The following is a 16,828-nucleotide window of genomic DNA, read 5'->3' on the forward strand; positions in this document are numbered from 1 at the left end:
TTTTCATGTAGAATTGAGACACCCGTCCCCGTTGGCGTCGGGCGTGTTGTCTTTTTCCGCTGCAGGGCGGCAAAATAAAGGCGGACGTTGACGAGCGAAGACGATACTTTACATAAATCAACTTCATAATAGTACTATACTTTGCATGAAGTTCGCAAGTTCAAAATGCATAAGGAGATCTTGAGCGATGACGACAACTGTGCGAGAAACGTTGGCCCTTGAATCTTTCAAAGGATTTCATGTGCTGGCGGGATTTGGCGGGCTTGACCGGGAAATTTCCACCACGACTTTTATCGAAGCCCCCGATTCGTGGAAATGGATCCGCGGCGGCGAGTGCGTGCTTACGCTGGCCTACGCGTTTCAGACGGAGGAACAGCTGCTCGCGCTCGTCCGCGAACTGATCGAGCGTCAGGCCACCTGCATTGGCATCAAGACCGAACGCTACATCAAACAGGTTCCCCAGTCGGTGCTCGATTTGGCCGACCAGCACAAATTCCCCATCATCGACATCCCCATTTCCGTCCCCTTTGCCGCCATCATTCATCCGGTGCAGTCGCTGATCATTCACGATCAGGCGCGTCTGCTCAAATACTCCGAAAAAGTTCGCCACACCTTTTTCGGCCTCAGCGTGCGGGCGGCGGAGATTGAGGAGATCATGCAGGTGCTCTGCGAATTCACGCACGTGGATCTGGCCTTCATGGATCTCGCGACGGACAGGAAATACATTTTCTCCGATTCGCCCCAGCTGCCGGCGGCGTTGGGTACGCTTCCGCTCAAGGACGTGCTGAATCTTTATCCCCACGAGGACGTGATGCTCAACGGCCGGCTTCTGGGACACCTCATTTTCGACGCCGACGCCGAAAAGCTCAAAGACCGCTGGTCGGAGATCCCGATCAACCAGGCCAAAGGCGCGCTGCTGCTGTACTTTCAGCGCCGCGAAGCTCAGCATCAGGTGGAATCGCGTTATCGCAACGAATTCGTGCAGGATCTGATCACCCGCAACATCCGCATGGAGCAGGAGGCGTGGAACCGCGCCAAAAGCTTCAACTGGAATCTCGAAGGCCCCCAGCGCGTGGTCATCGTCGACATCGACAACTACAAGAGCTGCCTGACCCGCGCCATTTCCGGCGGCCAGGGCGTGAACGCCATCGAAAACAGCAAGTCGCGCATCTACGCGATCGCCCGATCGTTCCTGGCGCGTCTTAACGGCGGAAAATATCCCTACGCAGAGATGAGCGACTCGATTGTCTTTATCTTTCCTTCGGGCGACGAAAACGGGGGAGGATTCTTTAACGACCTGCTGCGGCGCACTCTGGTCGATATGATGAAGGTAATCCAGACCGAAACCGGTTTTACGGTGACAGTCGGCGTGGGCGATCCGTGCAACAACGTCTTCGACTGTCCCGAAAGCTACCGTCAGGCCCAGCAGGGACTTGAACTTCTGCGTCTCAGCACGGGCGGCAACGTCATCGCATCGTGGTCGGAAATGGGAGTCTATAAACTGCTGCATGGCGTGGCCGGAACTTCCGAGGGCCGCAGCTTCATGGAGCGCTATCTGGGGCCGCTCCTGAACGATGAACGGCCTGCCGGCGCCACGCTGCTGGATACGCTTCAGACGACGGTGAGCTGCAATTGGAACTTGAAAGATGCGGCCATGGCGATGGACGTTCACTATAACACGCTCAAGTACCGTTGGCGGAAGATCTGCGATCTCCTCGGCATCGATCCGTCCAAAAGCGGCGACCGACTCAACGTGATGATCGCATTGAAGCTGTACCGCATGCACAAAAACGCGTAACGGAAACAGCCGATCCTCATGGCCGTATGATGGTAAAATGTCGGCGCAGTATTGTCTCTTGAATACAAAACAAGCCACGGGAGCATGAAAATAGTCTCTCGTGGCTATTTTTATCGACGTTAATTTGTTGTAATTCGAAAAATCGATATAAAAAAAAGAACTCAGATCGACGTTATGAAAAAATCTCCTTGTTTTTTGTCTTTTAAGAACATTGATGTTTGTGAAAGAAATATTTATGATAGAAACGACGTCGGCGGTGAGCGCTGAAGGAGAAAAGCTGACGTGAGGCTTTATCGAAAAAGGCCGGAACGTTGTTCCGGTTCATTTTATGGCGATCATTTTCGAGGAGGTACGGTTTTCATGGAGTCTTTGCAGGAAGTTATGAGAATTGGCAACCAGCCCATGGTCTGGGCTCTCTGCGCCGTCACCGTCGTGGTGTCGCTGGTCCAGTCGCTGCTGTTCACCCGTCTGGCCAAGAGGACGGCCCGCGAAGCGCAGATCAATCCGGAAATCACCAAGACGGCGTTCCGCGTCGGACTGATCTCGGCGATCGGTCCCGCCATCGGCGTCTTCATCGTCATGGTCGGGCTGATGGCGACGATCGGTTCGCCCATGGCCTGGCTGCGCCTGTCCATCATCGGCGCGGCCCCCACCGAGCTGACGGCGGCCACTTTGGCGGCCGAAGCGGCCGGCAGCGGCCTGGGCAAGGAGAATTTCACGCTTCAGGTCATGGCCGTGACCTGGTTCGCGATGGCCCTGAACGGCTGCGGTTGGCTCCTTGTCAGCGGGCTTTTCGCTCCCTATCTGGAAAAACTCCGTGAAAAAATGGGCGGCGGCGACACGAAATGGCTGGCCGCGATCGGCGGCGCGGCCTCTCTGGGCGTCTTCGGCTATCTGTGCAGCAACGAGATCCGCCGCGGCACGGGCAACATGCTCGCCGCGCTGACCGGAGCTGTGGCGATGGTCTTCCTGGTTAAGTGCGTCGTGCCGAAGCATCCCAAGCTCACCGAATACGCGCTCGGCATCGCCATGCTTTTCGGCATGGCCTGCGCCGTGATCCACGACGTCGTCATGATGTAACCAGGATGGATGAAGGAGGCTTTTTCTATGGATCTGAACGCTCAGTGGAAAAAAGGTTGTATCCGTATCGGCACGCCGACGAATCTTCTCGCCGCGGCCACGAGTTTTTTGCCCGTTTTGTGGCTGTGCAGCGCGTATAACTGCTGGCCCAGCCTCGACGTGGTGCTGAAGGCCTGGGGGCTTGTGGCCGCGTCCTTCGGTGCGTTCTATTTCGTCGAGCCGATTTCCTATTATTCCGTGATCGGCCTTTCCGGGTCGTATCTCGTGTTCCTTTCCGGCAACATTGGCAACATGCGCGTGCCCTGCGCGGCGCAGGCCCTCGACGCCACGCACACCGAACCCGGCACGCTTCAGGCCGAAGTGGTCTCGACACTGGGTATCTGCGGCTCCATCGTCACCAATCTGATCGCCGTCCTCCTGGCCGCGTTCATCGGCGCGTCCGTCGTTGCCGCGCTGCCCAAGGTCGTTTCCGACGCTTTCGTCAAGTACGCGGCCGGCGCGATTTTCGGCGGCACTTTCGGCAACTTCGCGATCAAATATCCCAAGATTGCCGTTTTCGGCCTCGCCATCCCTCTGGCGCTGATCTACTTCGCCAAAACTCCGGCCTACGTTACCATCCCCGCGGCGGTCTTCGGCTGCATCGCCATCGCCCGCGCGTTCTACGTGATGGAGAAGAAAGCCTGATTTACCGAAACTGTCCAAAAAAGGTGGATTTCGAACCTCTGTATCGAGTCAGGGCGGGGACGGGCCGTCTTTCGCCCTCTCTTTTATCACGTGTATGTCATGGACTGAAAGGAGCTCTTGAATATGTGGGAGAAATGCCAATCGCTTCAAAACGATCTCGTGGCGCTGAGGCGCCGGTTCCATCAGATCCCCGAGCTGGGCGAGGATCTTCCCGAAACTCAGGCGCTGCTGTGCGCGGAACTTGACAAGATGGGGATCCCTTACAAGAGGAACACGCTCGATTCCGGAGTCGTCGCTCTGATCGAAGGCGGCAAGTCCGGCAAAGTCGTGGCCCTGCGCGCCGATATGGACGGGCTGCCCATCGCGGAAGCGACGGGGCTGCCCTTCGCTTCCCGGCACGAGGGGCGGATGCACGCCTGCGGCCACGACACGCACATCACGATGCTTCTCGGCGCCGCCAAAGTTCTGAACGAGAACAAAGCCGACCTGAAGGGGACGGTCAAGCTGATCTTCCAGACGGCCGAAGAGACCTGCACCGGCTCCCAGATCATGCTCAAGGAAGGCGTGATGGAGAATCCCCACGTCGACGCCGTGTTCGGCATGCATATCGGCACCATCATCGACCCCAGTATCGCCGCGGGGACGGTGATCGTAACGCCCGGCTGCTGCATGGCGTCGTACGATCATTTCGTACTGCGCGTGACGGGCAAGGGCTGCCACGGATCGACGCCCGAGAAAGGCGTTGACCCGATCGTCGTCGCGTCCAACATCGTGCTGGCTCTGGAGGAGATCGTCGCCCGCGAGGTGCCTTCCACCAAGGCGGCGGTCGTTACCATCGGCCGGATCCACGGAGGCATCGCCTACAACGCCATTCCCGGCGAGGTGGAGATCGAGGGGACGACGCGTGCGCTCGAAGAAGACGTGCGTCAGTATCTTGGCAAACGCATCGGCGAGATCGCCGCAGGCATCGCCAAATCCTACCGCGCCGAGTGCGCGTACGAGATGATCTGGGGCGCGCCCCCCGTGGTGAACGACGAAGAAATGGCGAAACTGGCGGCCGGCGCCGCGGCCAAAGTGCTGGGCGAAAGCGGCGTGATCACCTCCATTCCCGCGCCGAACATGGGCGGCGAGGATTTCGCGTTCTATCTCAGGGAACGTCCCGGCGCTTTCATGTTCCTGTCCTCGTCGAACCACGAAAAGCACACCGACGGCCCGCATCACAACCCTCATTTCGACGTTGACGAAGACGTGTTCTGGAAAGGTTCGGCGGTCTTCGTTTCCATCGTCGAAGATTATCTCGGCAAATAAGACGGCCGCCCGGCGATGCAAAGCAAAGGCCTGTACTACACGCTGCTCTACGTCGGCGTCTTGATCGTTTTTTATTATCTCTTCATCCTGATCCCGGGAAAGAAACGGAAGCGCGCGCACGACGAGATGCAGCAGTGCGTGAAATCCGGCGACCGCGTCGTGACCATCGGCGGCGTCAAGGGAACGGTAGTCGAGGCCGGCGAGGAAACTCTGGTCATTGAAACGGGCGGCAGCCGCATCGAAATCCTTCGCGGCGCCGTGCAGATGGTCTGCAAATAATTTTTAACGCTCCCGGGGGCGTACTGCCCTACGTCGTCGGGAACAAGGAGAGGGAGCTTGCGAGGAGGCGCAAGCTCCCTTTTGTACGCTTTTGTTTGGTTGACAACTTTATGGGGCTGTGTATAATGAATCGGTAAAACTCTTATCGCGAGTGGCTGAGGGACTGGCCCGACGACGCCCGGCAACCTGCCCGTAAGGGAGTGTGGTGCCAAAACCAGAGACCGGCTTTTGCGATCGAGCCGGATCGGATGATGAGAGGAGCATACTCGGCGGCTTGTGAGTCTCTCCTCGTGGAGAGGCTCTTTTTTTATCTCGAGAAAGACACGTGACGGCATAACCATTCCACTTTAACGGAGGTACTGTAATGGCGGAAAAAATCCTTATTTCTTCGGAATCGGTGACCGAAGGCCACCCCGACAAACTGGCCGATCAGATTTCCGACGGCGTGCTCGACGCGATTCTCGCGCAGGACCCGATGAGCCGTGTAGCCTGCGAAACGCTGGTTGCCACCGGGGCGATCATCGTCGCCGGCGAAATCACCACGAAGGCCTACGTAGATATTCCCGGCATCGCCCGCAAAGCCGTGCTCGACGTGGGCTATAACCGCGCCAAATTCGGCTTTGACGGCGAAACCTGCGCCGTGTTCACCCAGATCGACGAGCAGTCCGGCGACATCGCCATGGGCGTTGACAAAGCCATGGAGATCCGCGAGTCGGAGATGGACGACGACCAGATTGACCGCGTCGGCGCCGGCGATCAAGGCATGATGATCGGCTACGCGACCGACGAGACGCCGGAATTCCTGCCCATGCCTTTTGCCTTGGCGCAACGCCTGGCCCGCCGCCTTGCGGCCGTGCGCAAGGATGGGACGTTGAACTGCCTGCGTCCCGACGGCAAGACCCAGGTCACGCTCGAATACCGCGACGGCGTTGCCGTCGCGGCTGACACGATTGTGGTGTCATCGCAGCACAGTCCTATGGTTTCGCTGGAGGAACTGCGCGACCTGATTATCCGAAACGTCATCGAACCGGTTATGCCCAAAGAATTGATGAAGAATCCTCGCATCCTCGTGAATCCTACGGGACGTTTTGTCCTCGGGGGACCGATGGCCGACACGGGACTGACGGGACGCAAGATCATCGTCGACACGTACGGCGGCATGGTGCCTCACGGCGGCGGCGCTTTCTCCGGCAAAGACCCGACCAAGGTGGACCGTTCGGGCGCCTACATGGCTCGCTACGCGGCCAAGAATGTCGTCGCGGCCGGGCTGGCCAGGCGTTGTCAGATCCAGGTGGCTTACGCCATCGGCGTGGCTCGCCCCGTTTCGGTGCACGTGGAGACGTTCGGCACTTCCCAACTCAGCGAGGAACAGCTGACCGAGCTGATGCGCGCCAACTTCGATTTTCGTCCCGCGGCGATCATCCGCGATCTCGAGCTGCGCACGCCGCAATATCGCCGTTTGGCCGCTTACGGGCACATGGGGCGTATCGACCTCGAACCTCTTCCCCGCTGGGAGAAGCTTGATCGCGTCGACGCTCTGCGACGCTGACGGAAAAGGCAGGCAGGCCTTCGCAAAATTTTGCGAGGGCCTGCCTGCGGTCTGGAGATGCCATGCGGAAAAGTTGTTCTTTGGGGTTGAATGCTGGTATAATTTTTACGGTCGGAGCAAAGACGTTTTCATGTGCCGTTTGAGAAAAACTTTAATGAGGTGAGATCGATGATCAAACGCTTGTTCGAGTGTCTGGCGCTGGGAATCCTGGCGGTGCTGGGCCTGGCGAAATTGAGGGGGAAAAAGGTCAATCCTCTGGCGCTGCGTGTGCTGCTGGGCATTCTTTGTCTCATGGCGATCTTCGTGGATTCCTCGCTGGTTCTTCTTTACGCGGGAACGTGGCTGCTGTTTTTGCTGGCGGGAGACGTGGGAAGAAGATTCAACGTCAATCTGAGCCTTTTTGTGCCCGCGGGGGCGGAAAACGGCAATGCGTCTTTTGAAGCGGAGGAAAATTCCGCGCTGATCCAGCCTGTTGAAGATATGACGACGGGATCCTTAAAGTTGGCTTTCTTGAAGAAGCCGCTCTCTCTTCTTGTCAAACGGAAGGGTAAAAAATAGATGATCTCTGCGGAGCCTCTTTTCCCGCCTCGCACGAGCTGGAGGGGAGAGAGGCTCCTCTGATTGCAAAACGAAAACCACCGGCACTGCCGGTGGTTTTCGTTTTGCAAAAAAATAAGGCCGTTCGTTGGGGAACGGCCCGATATTTCTTACAGGGAGATTGCTTCAACGGGGCAAGCGCTGACGCAGGAACCGCACTCCACGCACTTGCTCTCATCGATTTTGGACTTGCCATCCTCAAGAGTGATTGCCTCCACGGGGCAAGCACCCTCGCACGCACCACAGCCGACGCAGGTGTCGACGTTAACCTTAGCAGCCATTCTATTGCACCTCCTTCGCTTTTTGTCATTGACCAAAGTTTACAATAAGTCTTTGACATGCGCAAGAGTTAGCTTTTGTGTCAAGTGGAGTGCGCCTAAAAAGGGGTCATTCCGGTTTGGGATCGCGAGTCAGCAGATTCTGCAAAGCGTCTTTAAGATCGAGGCGACCGTAAAGGACTTCATGGACTGCGGAAGAGATCGGCATTTCGACGGAGAACTTTTCCGAGAGTTTCTTGACGGCCTTCACGGTATAAGCGCCTTCGGCCACCTGGCCAAGTGCGGCTGCGGCCTCGTTCAGCGTCATTCCGCGGCCGATCATCTCGCCAAGACGAAAGTTGCGCGAGTGGCGGCTGTAAGCTGTGACCATCAGATCGCCTATGCCGGCGAGGCCGGAAAAAGTCTGAGGACGGCCGCCCAGCGCGACTCCCAGACGGGTAATCTCCGAAAGACCGCGCGTGACCATCGCCGCCGTGGCGTTGTCGCCTATCTCCAAACTGTGAAGGAGTCCCGAAGCGATGGCGACGACGTTTTTAACGGCGCCGCCGACTTCCACTCCGGTTACGTCAGGATTCGTATAAACGCGGAATGTCTCTCTGTTGAGGAGCTTTTGCCACAGCGTCGCGGATTCCCGATTCCGCGAAGCGGAAACGAGCGCCATCGGCAAGTTGCGTATCACCTCTTCCGCGTGGCTGGGCCCCGAAAGGGCCGTGTAGGCCGCTCCCGGGAAAAATTCCTCCATCAGCTGGCTTATGAGCTTTAACGAACTTATTTCAACGCCTTTGGCCGCATTGGCGATTTCGACGTGTGACGTATAAAAAGGAACGAGCTTTTCCAGCGTCGCGCGCAGGAACTGCGTGGGGGTGACAAAAAGCCAGTAATCGGAGAACTCTGCCGCTTCCTGCAGCGCGTGTGCGGCATGAACCAGCGGAGAAAGCTGGAAATCCTGGAGATAAGAAGGATTGTAGCCGTTTGCGTTGATGGCGCGCGCTTCTTCTTCGACAAAACACCAGAGGCACACCTCATGACCGCTGCGGGCAAGGCTCTGCGCCAGCGCAGTTCCCCATGTGCCGTTTCCCCAAACTGTGACTTTGCTGTTCACCTGAATCGCTCCTTTATCAAATTTCGTTCTTGATCTTTTCAGCCTTCTTGCGTTCGGTCATATCGAGAATCGTCTTGCGGATGCGCACTTCCTTGGGCGTGGCCTCCACGAGCTCATCGTCTGCGATCCACTCCAGCGCCCGATCCAGAATGACTGTGCGGGGAACGTCGAGGTGGATCCCCATTTCCTTGGTCGACGAGCGGTAGTTCGTCTGAGCTTTTCTCTTGGTGGGATTGCAGGGAATGTCATTGGGGCGGGAATGCTCGCCGATCACTTCGCCGGCGTAAACTTCCGTGCCGGGACTGATGAAGAGCACCCCGCGCTCCTGAAGGTTCTCCAGCTGATAGCTCGTCGCAGTTCCCGTGTCCATGCTGACCATCGAGCCTCGGTTGCGGCTGACGACTTCGCCGCGCCACAGGTCGTAGCCGCGGAAACGCGAAGACATGATGCCGAGGCCGCGCGTGTCCGTCAGGAACGTGTTGCGGTACCCCAGCAGCCCGCGGGTGGGAATGTCGAATTCCATGCGGACGATTCCCGTGGAAAGGTTGTTCATGCTGACCATTTCGGCCTTGCGCCCCGCCAGTTTCTCGATGACTACGCCCTGATACGTTTCGGGAACGTCGACGATCAGCTGTTCGATCGGCTCGAGAAGATGCCCCGACTCGTCGGTCTTGGTGATGACTTCGGGGCGGGAAACGCACAGTTCCGAGCCTTCGCGGATCATCTGTTCCACCAGAATGGCCATCTGCAGCTCGCCGCGTCCGGAAACCTTCAGGCCGTCGGGGCGTCCCAGGTCTTCGACCCTCAAGGCGACGTTCGTCTGGCACTCGCGCTCGAGCCGGGCTTTGAGCTGCCGCAGCGTCAGCGGCGTGCCGTCGCGTCCGGCAAAGGGGCTGTTGTTGACGAGGAAGAACATGGAAACCGTCGGCTCTTCGATGTCGAGCGGGTGGAGCGTTTCGCCGTTCAGCGCTTCGGAGGCCATCGTATCGCCGATGCTGATCGACTTGGGACCGGAAAGCCAGACGATATCGCCGGCGAAAACTTCGTCGACTTCGACGCGCTCAAGACCGCGCGTGACCCAGAGATGAACGGCTTTCTCCTGATTGGAGGAAACCGTCTCCCAGCCTTTTTTGCGGTCGTTTTCGTCGATCCATTTGGTGCGGCTGTGAACGAACGTGTCGTTTTTATGCAGCGTTCCCGCGACGACGCGGCCGCAGGCGATCTGTCCGACGTAATCGTTCCAGGCCAGCGTGCTGACCTGCATGAGGAATGGCTTGTCGGCGGTGGCGGGAGGCGGCGGAACCCTGTCGACGATGGTCTGGAACAAGGCGTCCATCTCTTCATGGGCATCCTTTTCGAGGTCGCGCACCAGCCAACCGGCCAGCCCCGAGCCGTAAAGCACGGGAAAATCGGCCTGTTCGTCCGTGGCGCCGAGTTCGAGAAACAGATCGAAAGTCTTTTCAAGCGCCTGATAAGGCGTCGCCGCCGGACGATCGACCTTGTTGACGACGACGATCGGTTTCAGCCCCATGGCCAGCGCGCGGGAAAGGACGTAACGCGTCTGAGGCATGGGGCCTTCGTTGGCGTCGACCAGAAGGAGAACGCTGTCGACCATCGAAAGGACGCGCTCTACCTCGCCGGAAAAATCGGCGTGCCCGGGAGTGTCGATGATGTTGATCAGGTATCCGTTCCATTCGACGGTACAATGTTTGGACGTAATCGTGATGCCGCGCTCGCGTTCGAGTTCGCCGCTGTCCATGACGCGCTCCGCGATCTGGGCGTTTTCGCGGAACGTGTGGGCGCCGCGGAAAATGGAGTCGATCAGCGTGGTCTTGCCGTGGTCGATGTGAGCCACGATCGCGAGATTTCGAATTTTGTCTACTGAATACATAAGAATGCTCCTTAACTTTGCCGGATCGCTGCTGGAAGATGCCTTTCAAAAAAGAAATAATACAGCAGATTCCTCTAAAGTACAAGTTAGGGCTTCCGGCAAAAATCACAGAGGAACGCAGATGATGCTCTGCATTCCTCTGTCACTCGGCTTAGCGAAATTCGGTCATGATGTAGTAAAGCACGATGAGCAGGGAGAAACCGCAGACGAAGTCGAACGCGGCTTTCCCCGGGCGGCCGGCGCGCCGAAAGGAAAAACCCAGCCAGAAAAATGCCAGGGCACAGAGACAAAGGATCAACGGCGCTATCGCAGAAGTGAACATGTGCATGGTCTCCTTTTCTAAAAGCCGGACGGAGAATGGGAAACTTCGTTTTGAGGCGCGAGGAGTTCGTAGAATTCGTTTTTCCCGTGGCGTGCCGGTGCAGTTTCGTCGTTATTCTCCGCGAGCTTTTTCTTTTTATCCAGCTTTATCGAAATCCCCAGGCTGACGCCGCCGTGGGCAGGGCGGATTCTCGCGCTTTCGGCTTCGATTCCCAAAAGGCCGAGCGGTGCCTGTACGGCATTCAAAGTCGCTTCGTCGAGGTCCGTTATCGTCTTGCCGGCGCCCTCGACAAATTTTTGGATCCCTGGGGAAAACTTTATCCCGCTCTGCTGATCCTTGTCCTCAAGAAATTCGTGAGACGTCTCTTCGCGCACAAATCCCGTCTCGACTTTGCCGTGGGCGTTGCCGACCCCCTTAAAGCGAGGAAGCTGCGCAGGCTCCGGAGAAGAGCGATGATGGTTCTGAGCCGTCGCTGCCGGAACAGACGGGATCGTTGTGGCCGTGACGCTGTTGTCCGGAACGGCGAGTGCCGCGGAGAATGACGCGCAGACGAGGAAAAATACGCCGGCTGCGAAAAAGGATTTTCGTGCCGTGAAAGCCAAAAGGATCACCTCCTGATACTCGAAAGCTCCTGTTCGGTTCAGTCAATTTTAGCATAAAGAAAAGCCGACGGCACGCCGTCGGCTTTTACTCGTCGAAAAGACTTTTGCTCGAAAAAGACGGATCACTCGTGAGATTCATGCCCAGTTTGCGGAAGCCGCTCTCGTCGCCAGGCGTCGGGATGTGCGAGAGGTGACATTCCCGGTTCCTCAGATGACGCAGCTGTTCCACCGCGGCGGCGGCGGCAGGGTTGGAAGTGGCGCTGATGCTGAGGGCAAGCAGAGTTTCCTCAAGGTCAAGGGCCAGTTTGTTCTCGCCGAAAATCTCTTTCTTGAAATACGAAAGGGACTGGAGGATGTTGTGCGGCAGCAAGTCGATATCGTCGGGAATGTGAGCGAGGATTTTGGCTGCGTTCAGCACGGCGCTGGAAGAAGAATGGAGCAGCGGAGAGTTCTTTCCCGTTACGATCGTGCCGTCGGCAAGTTCGATGGCCGCTCCGGTAAAGATGCCGCCGTCGCCTTTGCCGCGCGCCTGGCCTTCTTTGACAGCTTCCCGCGCCGGAATCACCACGCGGCGGTATTCGGGCAGAAGATCCAGCTCTTTCATGATCAGACTGATGCGCTGGAGACAGTTTTTGTCCGCCTGCCCGAGCGCGACCTCGCAGGAGGTGCGGAAATAGCGGCGAATGATCTCCTGACAGGAGGCTTCGCGCACGGCGCCGTCGTCGACGATCCCCCAGGCGATCCGGTTGACGCCCATGTCCGTGGGCGACCTGTACCCGGCGTCGCCGCCGGTAATGCGGCAGAGGATCCGCTGGAGGATGGGGAAGGCTTCCAGATCGCGATTGTAATTCACGGTCTTTCGGTCGTAGGTCTCGAGATGAAAATGGTCGATCAGATTCACGTCGCCGAGGTCGGCGGTCGCCGCCTCATAGGCCAGATTCAGCGGATGCTTGAGCGGCAGGTTCCAGACGGGGAAGCTCTCGTATTTCGAATAGCCAGAATGGATGCCCCGCTTGTAATCGTGATAGATCTGCGAAAGGCACGTCGCCAGTTTGCCGCTGCCGGGGCCCGGCGCGGTAACCACGACGATCGGTTTGGTAGTGGGGATGTAGTCGTTGCGCCCGTACCCGTCTTCGCTGACGATGGTGTCCACGTCGGTGGGGTAGCCTTTGGTGGCGTAGTGAGTATAAACGGCGATGCCGCGGTTCTCGAGGCGTCGGCGAAAATTCTGGACGGTGGGCTGGCCTTCGAAACGGGTGATGACCACTCCGGCCACGCGCAGGCCGCGCTGCGTGAACTCGTCGATCAGACGGAGAACTTCGGAATCGTACGTGGTGCCGAAGTCGGCGCGGATCTTTTTGCGCTCGACGTCTCCCGAGTAGAGGCAGATGATGACTTCCGCCTCGTCGCGGAAACTCTCCAGCAGGCGCATCTTCACGTTGGGATCGAAGCCGGGAAGGCAGCGCGCCGCGTGATAGTCGAAAATAAGCTTGCCGCCGAACTCGAGGTAAAGCTTTTGCCCGTTGTGCCCGACCCGTTCCGCGATGGCCGCGGTTTGCTCCTTCAGGTATTTTTCGTTGTCGAAGCCGATTTGAGAAGCCATGGAAAGACCTAACGATTTTTGCCGCAGCAGAACTTGTATTTCTTTCCGCTTCCGCAGGGGCAAGGATCGTTTCGTCCCACTTTCGGGGCCGAACGGACGTACGTTTCGGGGACGATCTGACCGTCCACGAAGAACCAGTTCCCGTTGATCTTCTTGAAGTACGATTTCTCGTGGTGGTTTATTTTTTTGCCCTCAAGTTCGAAGCTGGCCACGAATTCGACGACGCCGTCGTCATCGTCCGGACCGCCGCCGATCGTGCTGAGGATCTCTATGCCGAGCCAGCGCGCCGAACGTGACCATTCTTCGGTCGCTTCCTTGCTGACGTTCTCCCGTGTTTCCGGATCATGGCTGGAAATGATAAAGTCGACGTCGCCGGTCGTGTAGGCCACGTAGCGGGCCTTCATCAGTTCTACGGCAGTTTGGGCACGGCGGCTGCCTTTGATGATGAGGCGGCAGCATTCTTCCAATTCACGGTTCGAACCACAAGGGCAAAGGGACATGATGGAGCTCCTTTCAGAAAATGCAGAAGATTGGCCGGAGGAGGCAAAAGTCTGCTCCGGCTGAACATTGTCTCATTATAGCACTTCTTCAGCGAAAGACGTGGGCTGCGAACTCGACCGCGCATAAATCGGCAGAGCTGCCTTGCGCAATCCGGGAGGACTGTTACAATAAAAATAACGGCGGAAAACCCACCGTGAGAAAGCGAGGAATGATGCCATGATCGACGTGGCGGCTGCCATTATCTGCGACGATAAAGGGAAAATTTTGATTTGCCAGCGGCAGGGCGGCGGAAACTGCGCCGATCGTTGGGAATTTCCCGGCGGCAAGCGCGAGCCCGGGGAATCCATGGAAGAATGTCTGATTCGCGAATGCCGCGAAGAGCTGGGCATCTGCCTCGAGCTGGACGGGCTTTATGCCGATCTGAGCTACGCTTATCCGGACGGGACGATCCATTTCAATTTTTTCAAGGCCCGGATTCAGAGCGGAACGGCGGCGATGAACGTGCATCAGAAAATATGCTGGGTCGCGCCGGAGCGGCTGTTGGATTTCGACTTCTGCCCGGCCGACGAAGGGATCGTTCGCCACCTGGCGGCGGGACGATAGCATGATTACGACGAAAGCGGGGAATTTGCGGCGAAGCGGACTCCCCGCTTTCTGCCGTTTCGCGTTCATTATCTTCCGGAAAGGCGCCTGATAGCGCCGCAGAGAACCTCGTAGCCGATGGGCAGGCAGGCCTCGTCGAAATCGAAATGGTCGTTGTGGTGCCCGGCGGCGATGGTCGCTCCCAGGCCGACGTACGTGGCTTGGCCGCCGCGATCCTGCACGCGCTTCATCATCCAGCAGGCGTCGTCGCTCCCAGACATCAGCTGTTTGGGGAAGACTTTCGTCACGCCTTCGACCTCGCGGGCCGCGTCGCAGATGACGTCGACGATCTTCCGATCGCTGTCGGCGGTGTTCGCCTCGCCGCGTTTGCAGATCTCCACCTTGCAGTCGTACATGGCGGCGGCCCCCTGGATAACCTGAACGGCGCGGTCGTACACATATTTGAGAATGTCGTCGGTCGCGCCCCGCGTCTCGATTTTCATGGCTGCCCTGGGGGGCACGACGTTGCGCCCTTCGCCGGCCTGAAGCACGCCGACGTTGATGCGCGTCGGCCCGTCGTGATGCGGGGCGATGGCGTGGAGGTTCAGCGCGGCCGAAGCGGCCGCCAGCAGCGCGTTTTTCCCCTGATTGGGTTCGCCGCCGGCGTGAGCGCCCTTGCCGGTGAAATCGACGTCGATCTTGGTGGTGCAGAGGAAGCCGTAGGTGCCGCCGTACACGGTCCCCGTCGGTACGCCGAGGCCGAGATGGAGCGCGATGAACCAGTCCACGTCGTCCAGCAGGCCGGCCTGCGTCATCGCGTAGCCGCCGCGCACGCCTTCTTCCGCCGGCTGAAAGAGAAAACGGATCTTGCCTTTGAAGGAGTCTTTGTGTTCGGCGACGTATTCGGCCACCGCCAGGCCGATCGCGGTGTGCCCGTCGTGGCCGCAGGCGTGCATCCAGCCCTTGTTGACGGAGCGGAATCCTTCCCTGGCGGGAAGGTGCCCTTCGTCCGCGGCCTCGTCGGTATCCACGCAGTCGATGTCGAAGCGCATGGCGACGACGGGACCTTCGCGCCCCATGTCCAGCTCGGCGGAAAGCCCCGTGGTGCCGTTCGTCCGTTTTACCCATGCGGGCTCGGCCCCCTGATCGACGGCGCGCCGCATCTGCGCTTCGACATCGATCGTCCGTCCCATGGCCGTCTCCGGTCTGATGAAATCCCCTCCGAATCTCAAGGCATAGCCAAGCCGGTCCATGATCTGGGCGACTTTGGCCGTGGTGCGGAACTCTGTCCAGCCGGTCTCGGGATAACGGTGGAAGTCGCGGCGGCGTTCGATCATTTTCTGAATGCGGTTGCTTTCGGTCGTCGTGCGGGTCATTTTTTGAGTCCTTTCAGGTCGGATTCGAGAAGTTTCAGCGCCATCGACGCGAGGTACTGAATCCCCCAGGGGAAGCACGCGGGGTCGGGAAGGAACCGGTCGTTGTGGAGCGCCGGCATGTCTTCGGGCTTGACGCCGTCAGGACGGCAGCCGAGCCAGGCGAAAGCGGCCGGGACTTTCAGCGTATAGAACGAAAAATCCTCGCCGGTCGGCGGCACGGGAAGATCGGGCAGCACGCCCTTTTCGCCCAGAACGTCGCGGATCACCTCTCGGCCGATGCTCACGAGCCGTTCGTGGTTCATCGTCGCCGGGAATCCTCTCTGATAATCGATCTCGGCCGTGCAGCCATATGCGGCGGCCGTGTTGGCGACCGCACGCTCGATCCACTGCGGCAGCTTTTTGTGATCCGCCTCGTCGAAGCTGCGCACCGTGCCGTCGAGGTCGACGCGGTCGGGGACGATGTTGTAGCGGTCGCCGCCTTTGATGGTGCCGATGGTGATGACCGCGGTATTGCGGGGACACAGGTTTCGTGAAATAATAGGCTGAAGCGCCATGACGACGGCCGAGGCCGCCACGATGGCGTCGACGCCCCGGTCGGGCATCGATCCGTGACTGGCGACGCCTCGGATCGTGGCGCGAAGGTGATCGGAAGAAGCGGACACCGCGCCCGCCTGCAGCCCGATCGTTCCCGTTGCCAGCGTCGGCCAGACGTGAAGACCGATGATCGCGTCGACGTGAGGATTTTCGAGCGCGCCGTCGCGGATCATTCCCGGCGCGCCGCCGGTTGGCGTCATCTCCTCCGAGGGCTGGAAGATGAACTTCAGCGAGCCGGCGAGCTGTTCCTTTATCTCGCAGAGCACGTGGACGGCACCCAGCAGGATCGCCGTGTGGGCGTCGTGCCCGCAGGCGTGCATCACCCCAGGAACTTGCGAGGAGAAGGGGCAGCCCGTGTTCTCCTGGATGCTCAGCGCGTCCATGTCGGCGCGCAGCGCGATGCACGGCCCGGGCCGCGCGCCCTTTAGGAGCGCGACGACGCCGTGACCGCCGACGTTCGGACGAATCTCGTCCAGCGGCAGGCCCTTCAAAATATCGTACACGAAAGCCGCGGTTTTCTCTTCGTGGTAGCTGAGTTCAGGATAAGCGTGGAGATGGCGGTAAAACGTCATGTAACGTTCGCGGTATTTCTCTTCGAGTTCTCTGACGAGCTGGTTCACCGTAGATCGCCTCCAAATGGATTGATTCGTGTAAAATGTTCGTGGCTTATAGTATAACTTTA

17 protein-coding genes and 1 riboswitch are annotated in these 16,828 nt (G+C 58.6%); of the genes, 9 read left to right on the plus strand and 8 right to left on the minus strand.

Going from position 1 to position 16,828, the window contains the following annotated elements; translation table 11 throughout:
* Positions 1-187: 187 nt before the first annotated feature.
* From FYJ74_RS00355 to FYJ74_RS00385, 7 genes are all read left to right on the plus strand, one after another.
* On the plus strand, positions 188-1,798 hold the full coding sequence (locus FYJ74_RS00355; protein WP_154527652.1) for a PucR family transcriptional regulator: 1,611 nt from the start codon (positions 188-190) through the stop codon (positions 1,796-1,798).
* A gap of 360 nt (positions 1,799-2,158) precedes the next feature.
* Positions 2,159-2,878, plus strand: coding sequence for a DUF5058 family protein (locus FYJ74_RS00360; protein ID WP_154527653.1), 720 nt, complete (start codon positions 2,159-2,161; stop codon positions 2,876-2,878).
* Between the two features lie 27 nt (positions 2,879-2,905).
* Positions 2,906-3,562 carry a hypothetical protein gene (locus FYJ74_RS00365; protein ID WP_154527654.1) on the plus strand — a complete coding sequence of 219 codons (657 nt, stop codon included), beginning with the start codon at positions 2,906-2,908 and terminating at the stop codon, positions 3,560-3,562.
* Between the two features lie 123 nt (positions 3,563-3,685).
* Positions 3,686-4,870, plus strand: a complete 1,185-nt coding sequence (locus FYJ74_RS00370; RefSeq protein WP_154527655.1) for a M20 metallopeptidase family protein — start codon at positions 3,686-3,688, stop codon at positions 4,868-4,870.
* 15 nt (positions 4,871-4,885) lie between these two features.
* Positions 4,886-5,149: a preprotein translocase subunit YajC gene (gene yajC, locus FYJ74_RS00375; RefSeq protein WP_154527656.1), complete on the plus strand. Its 264-nt coding sequence runs from the start codon at positions 4,886-4,888 to the stop codon at positions 5,147-5,149.
* A gap of 139 nt (positions 5,150-5,288) precedes the next feature.
* A riboswitch (SAM riboswitch) is annotated at positions 5,289-5,407 on the plus strand.
* A 106-nt stretch (positions 5,408-5,513) separates the two neighbouring features.
* A complete protein-coding gene (gene metK / locus FYJ74_RS00380) occupies positions 5,514-6,698 on the plus strand; it encodes a methionine adenosyltransferase (protein ID WP_154527657.1) in 1,185 nt (394 codons plus the stop codon).
* Positions 6,699-6,866: 168 nt separating this feature from the next.
* Positions 6,867-7,256 (plus strand): hypothetical protein, encoded by a 390-nt coding sequence (locus FYJ74_RS00385; RefSeq protein ID WP_154527658.1) that lies wholly within the window; start codon positions 6,867-6,869, stop codon positions 7,254-7,256.
* 149 nt (positions 7,257-7,405) lie between these two features.
* Here FYJ74_RS00385 and FYJ74_RS00390 read toward each other — a convergent pair whose 3' ends face one another.
* The 3 genes from FYJ74_RS00390 to typA form a co-directional block, all read right to left on the minus strand.
* Positions 7,406-7,576, minus strand: coding sequence for an indolepyruvate ferredoxin oxidoreductase subunit alpha (locus FYJ74_RS00390; RefSeq protein WP_154527659.1), 171 nt, complete (start codon positions 7,574-7,576; stop codon positions 7,406-7,408).
* Positions 7,577-7,682: 106 nt separating this feature from the next.
* A complete protein-coding gene (locus FYJ74_RS00395; protein WP_326830828.1) occupies positions 7,683-8,675 on the minus strand; it encodes an NAD(P)H-dependent glycerol-3-phosphate dehydrogenase in 993 nt (330 codons plus the stop codon).
* 16 nt (positions 8,676-8,691) lie between these two features.
* Positions 8,692-10,566: a translational GTPase TypA gene (gene typA, locus FYJ74_RS00400; RefSeq protein ID WP_154527661.1), complete on the minus strand. Its 1,875-nt coding sequence runs from the start codon at positions 10,564-10,566 to the stop codon at positions 8,692-8,694.
* Between typA and FYJ74_RS00405 the strand changes: the two genes are divergently transcribed.
* Complete coding sequence (locus FYJ74_RS00405; RefSeq protein ID WP_154527662.1) at positions 10,550-10,909, plus strand: hypothetical protein; 360 nt, start codon at positions 10,550-10,552, stop codon at positions 10,907-10,909. The two genes, typA and FYJ74_RS00405, sit on opposite strands and share 17 nt — an antisense overlap.
* Here FYJ74_RS00405 and FYJ74_RS00410 read toward each other — a convergent pair.
* The 3 genes from FYJ74_RS00410 to FYJ74_RS00420 form a co-directional block, all read right to left on the minus strand.
* Positions 10,906-11,262, minus strand: a complete 357-nt coding sequence (locus tag FYJ74_RS00410; RefSeq protein ID WP_154527663.1) for a hypothetical protein — start codon at positions 11,260-11,262, stop codon at positions 10,906-10,908. The genes FYJ74_RS00405 and FYJ74_RS00410 overlap by 4 nt on opposite strands.
* A gap of 313 nt (positions 11,263-11,575) precedes the next feature.
* Positions 11,576-13,093 (minus strand): DUF1846 domain-containing protein, encoded by a 1,518-nt coding sequence (locus tag FYJ74_RS00415; RefSeq protein WP_154527664.1) that lies wholly within the window; start codon positions 13,091-13,093, stop codon positions 11,576-11,578.
* A gap of 8 nt (positions 13,094-13,101) precedes the next feature.
* Complete coding sequence (locus FYJ74_RS00420; RefSeq protein ID WP_154527665.1) at positions 13,102-13,593, minus strand: YchJ family protein; 492 nt, start codon at positions 13,591-13,593, stop codon at positions 13,102-13,104.
* Between the two features lie 217 nt (positions 13,594-13,810).
* On the opposite strand from FYJ74_RS00420, the gene FYJ74_RS00425 reads away from it, so the two are divergent.
* The gene (locus FYJ74_RS00425) at positions 13,811-14,197 is read left to right on the plus strand and encodes a (deoxy)nucleoside triphosphate pyrophosphohydrolase (protein WP_154527666.1); all 387 of its coding nucleotides are present in this window, start codon (positions 13,811-13,813) and stop codon (positions 14,195-14,197) included.
* A 68-nt stretch (positions 14,198-14,265) separates the two neighbouring features.
* Here FYJ74_RS00425 and FYJ74_RS00430 read toward each other — a convergent pair whose 3' ends face one another.
* Both FYJ74_RS00430 and FYJ74_RS00435 read right to left on the minus strand, forming a co-directional pair.
* Positions 14,266-15,552, minus strand: a complete 1,287-nt coding sequence (locus FYJ74_RS00430) for an amidohydrolase (protein ID WP_154527667.1) — start codon at positions 15,550-15,552, stop codon at positions 14,266-14,268.
* Positions 15,549-16,766 (minus strand): M20 metallopeptidase family protein, encoded by a 1,218-nt coding sequence (locus FYJ74_RS00435; protein WP_326830829.1) that lies wholly within the window; start codon positions 16,764-16,766, stop codon positions 15,549-15,551. The genes FYJ74_RS00430 and FYJ74_RS00435 overlap by 4 nt, the downstream gene beginning before the upstream one ends.
* Between the last annotated feature and the right edge of the window lie 62 nt (positions 16,767-16,828).

This window comes from Pyramidobacter porci (assembly GCF_009695745.1).
Lineage (GTDB): Bacteria > Synergistota > Synergistia > Synergistales > Dethiosulfovibrionaceae > Pyramidobacter > Pyramidobacter porci.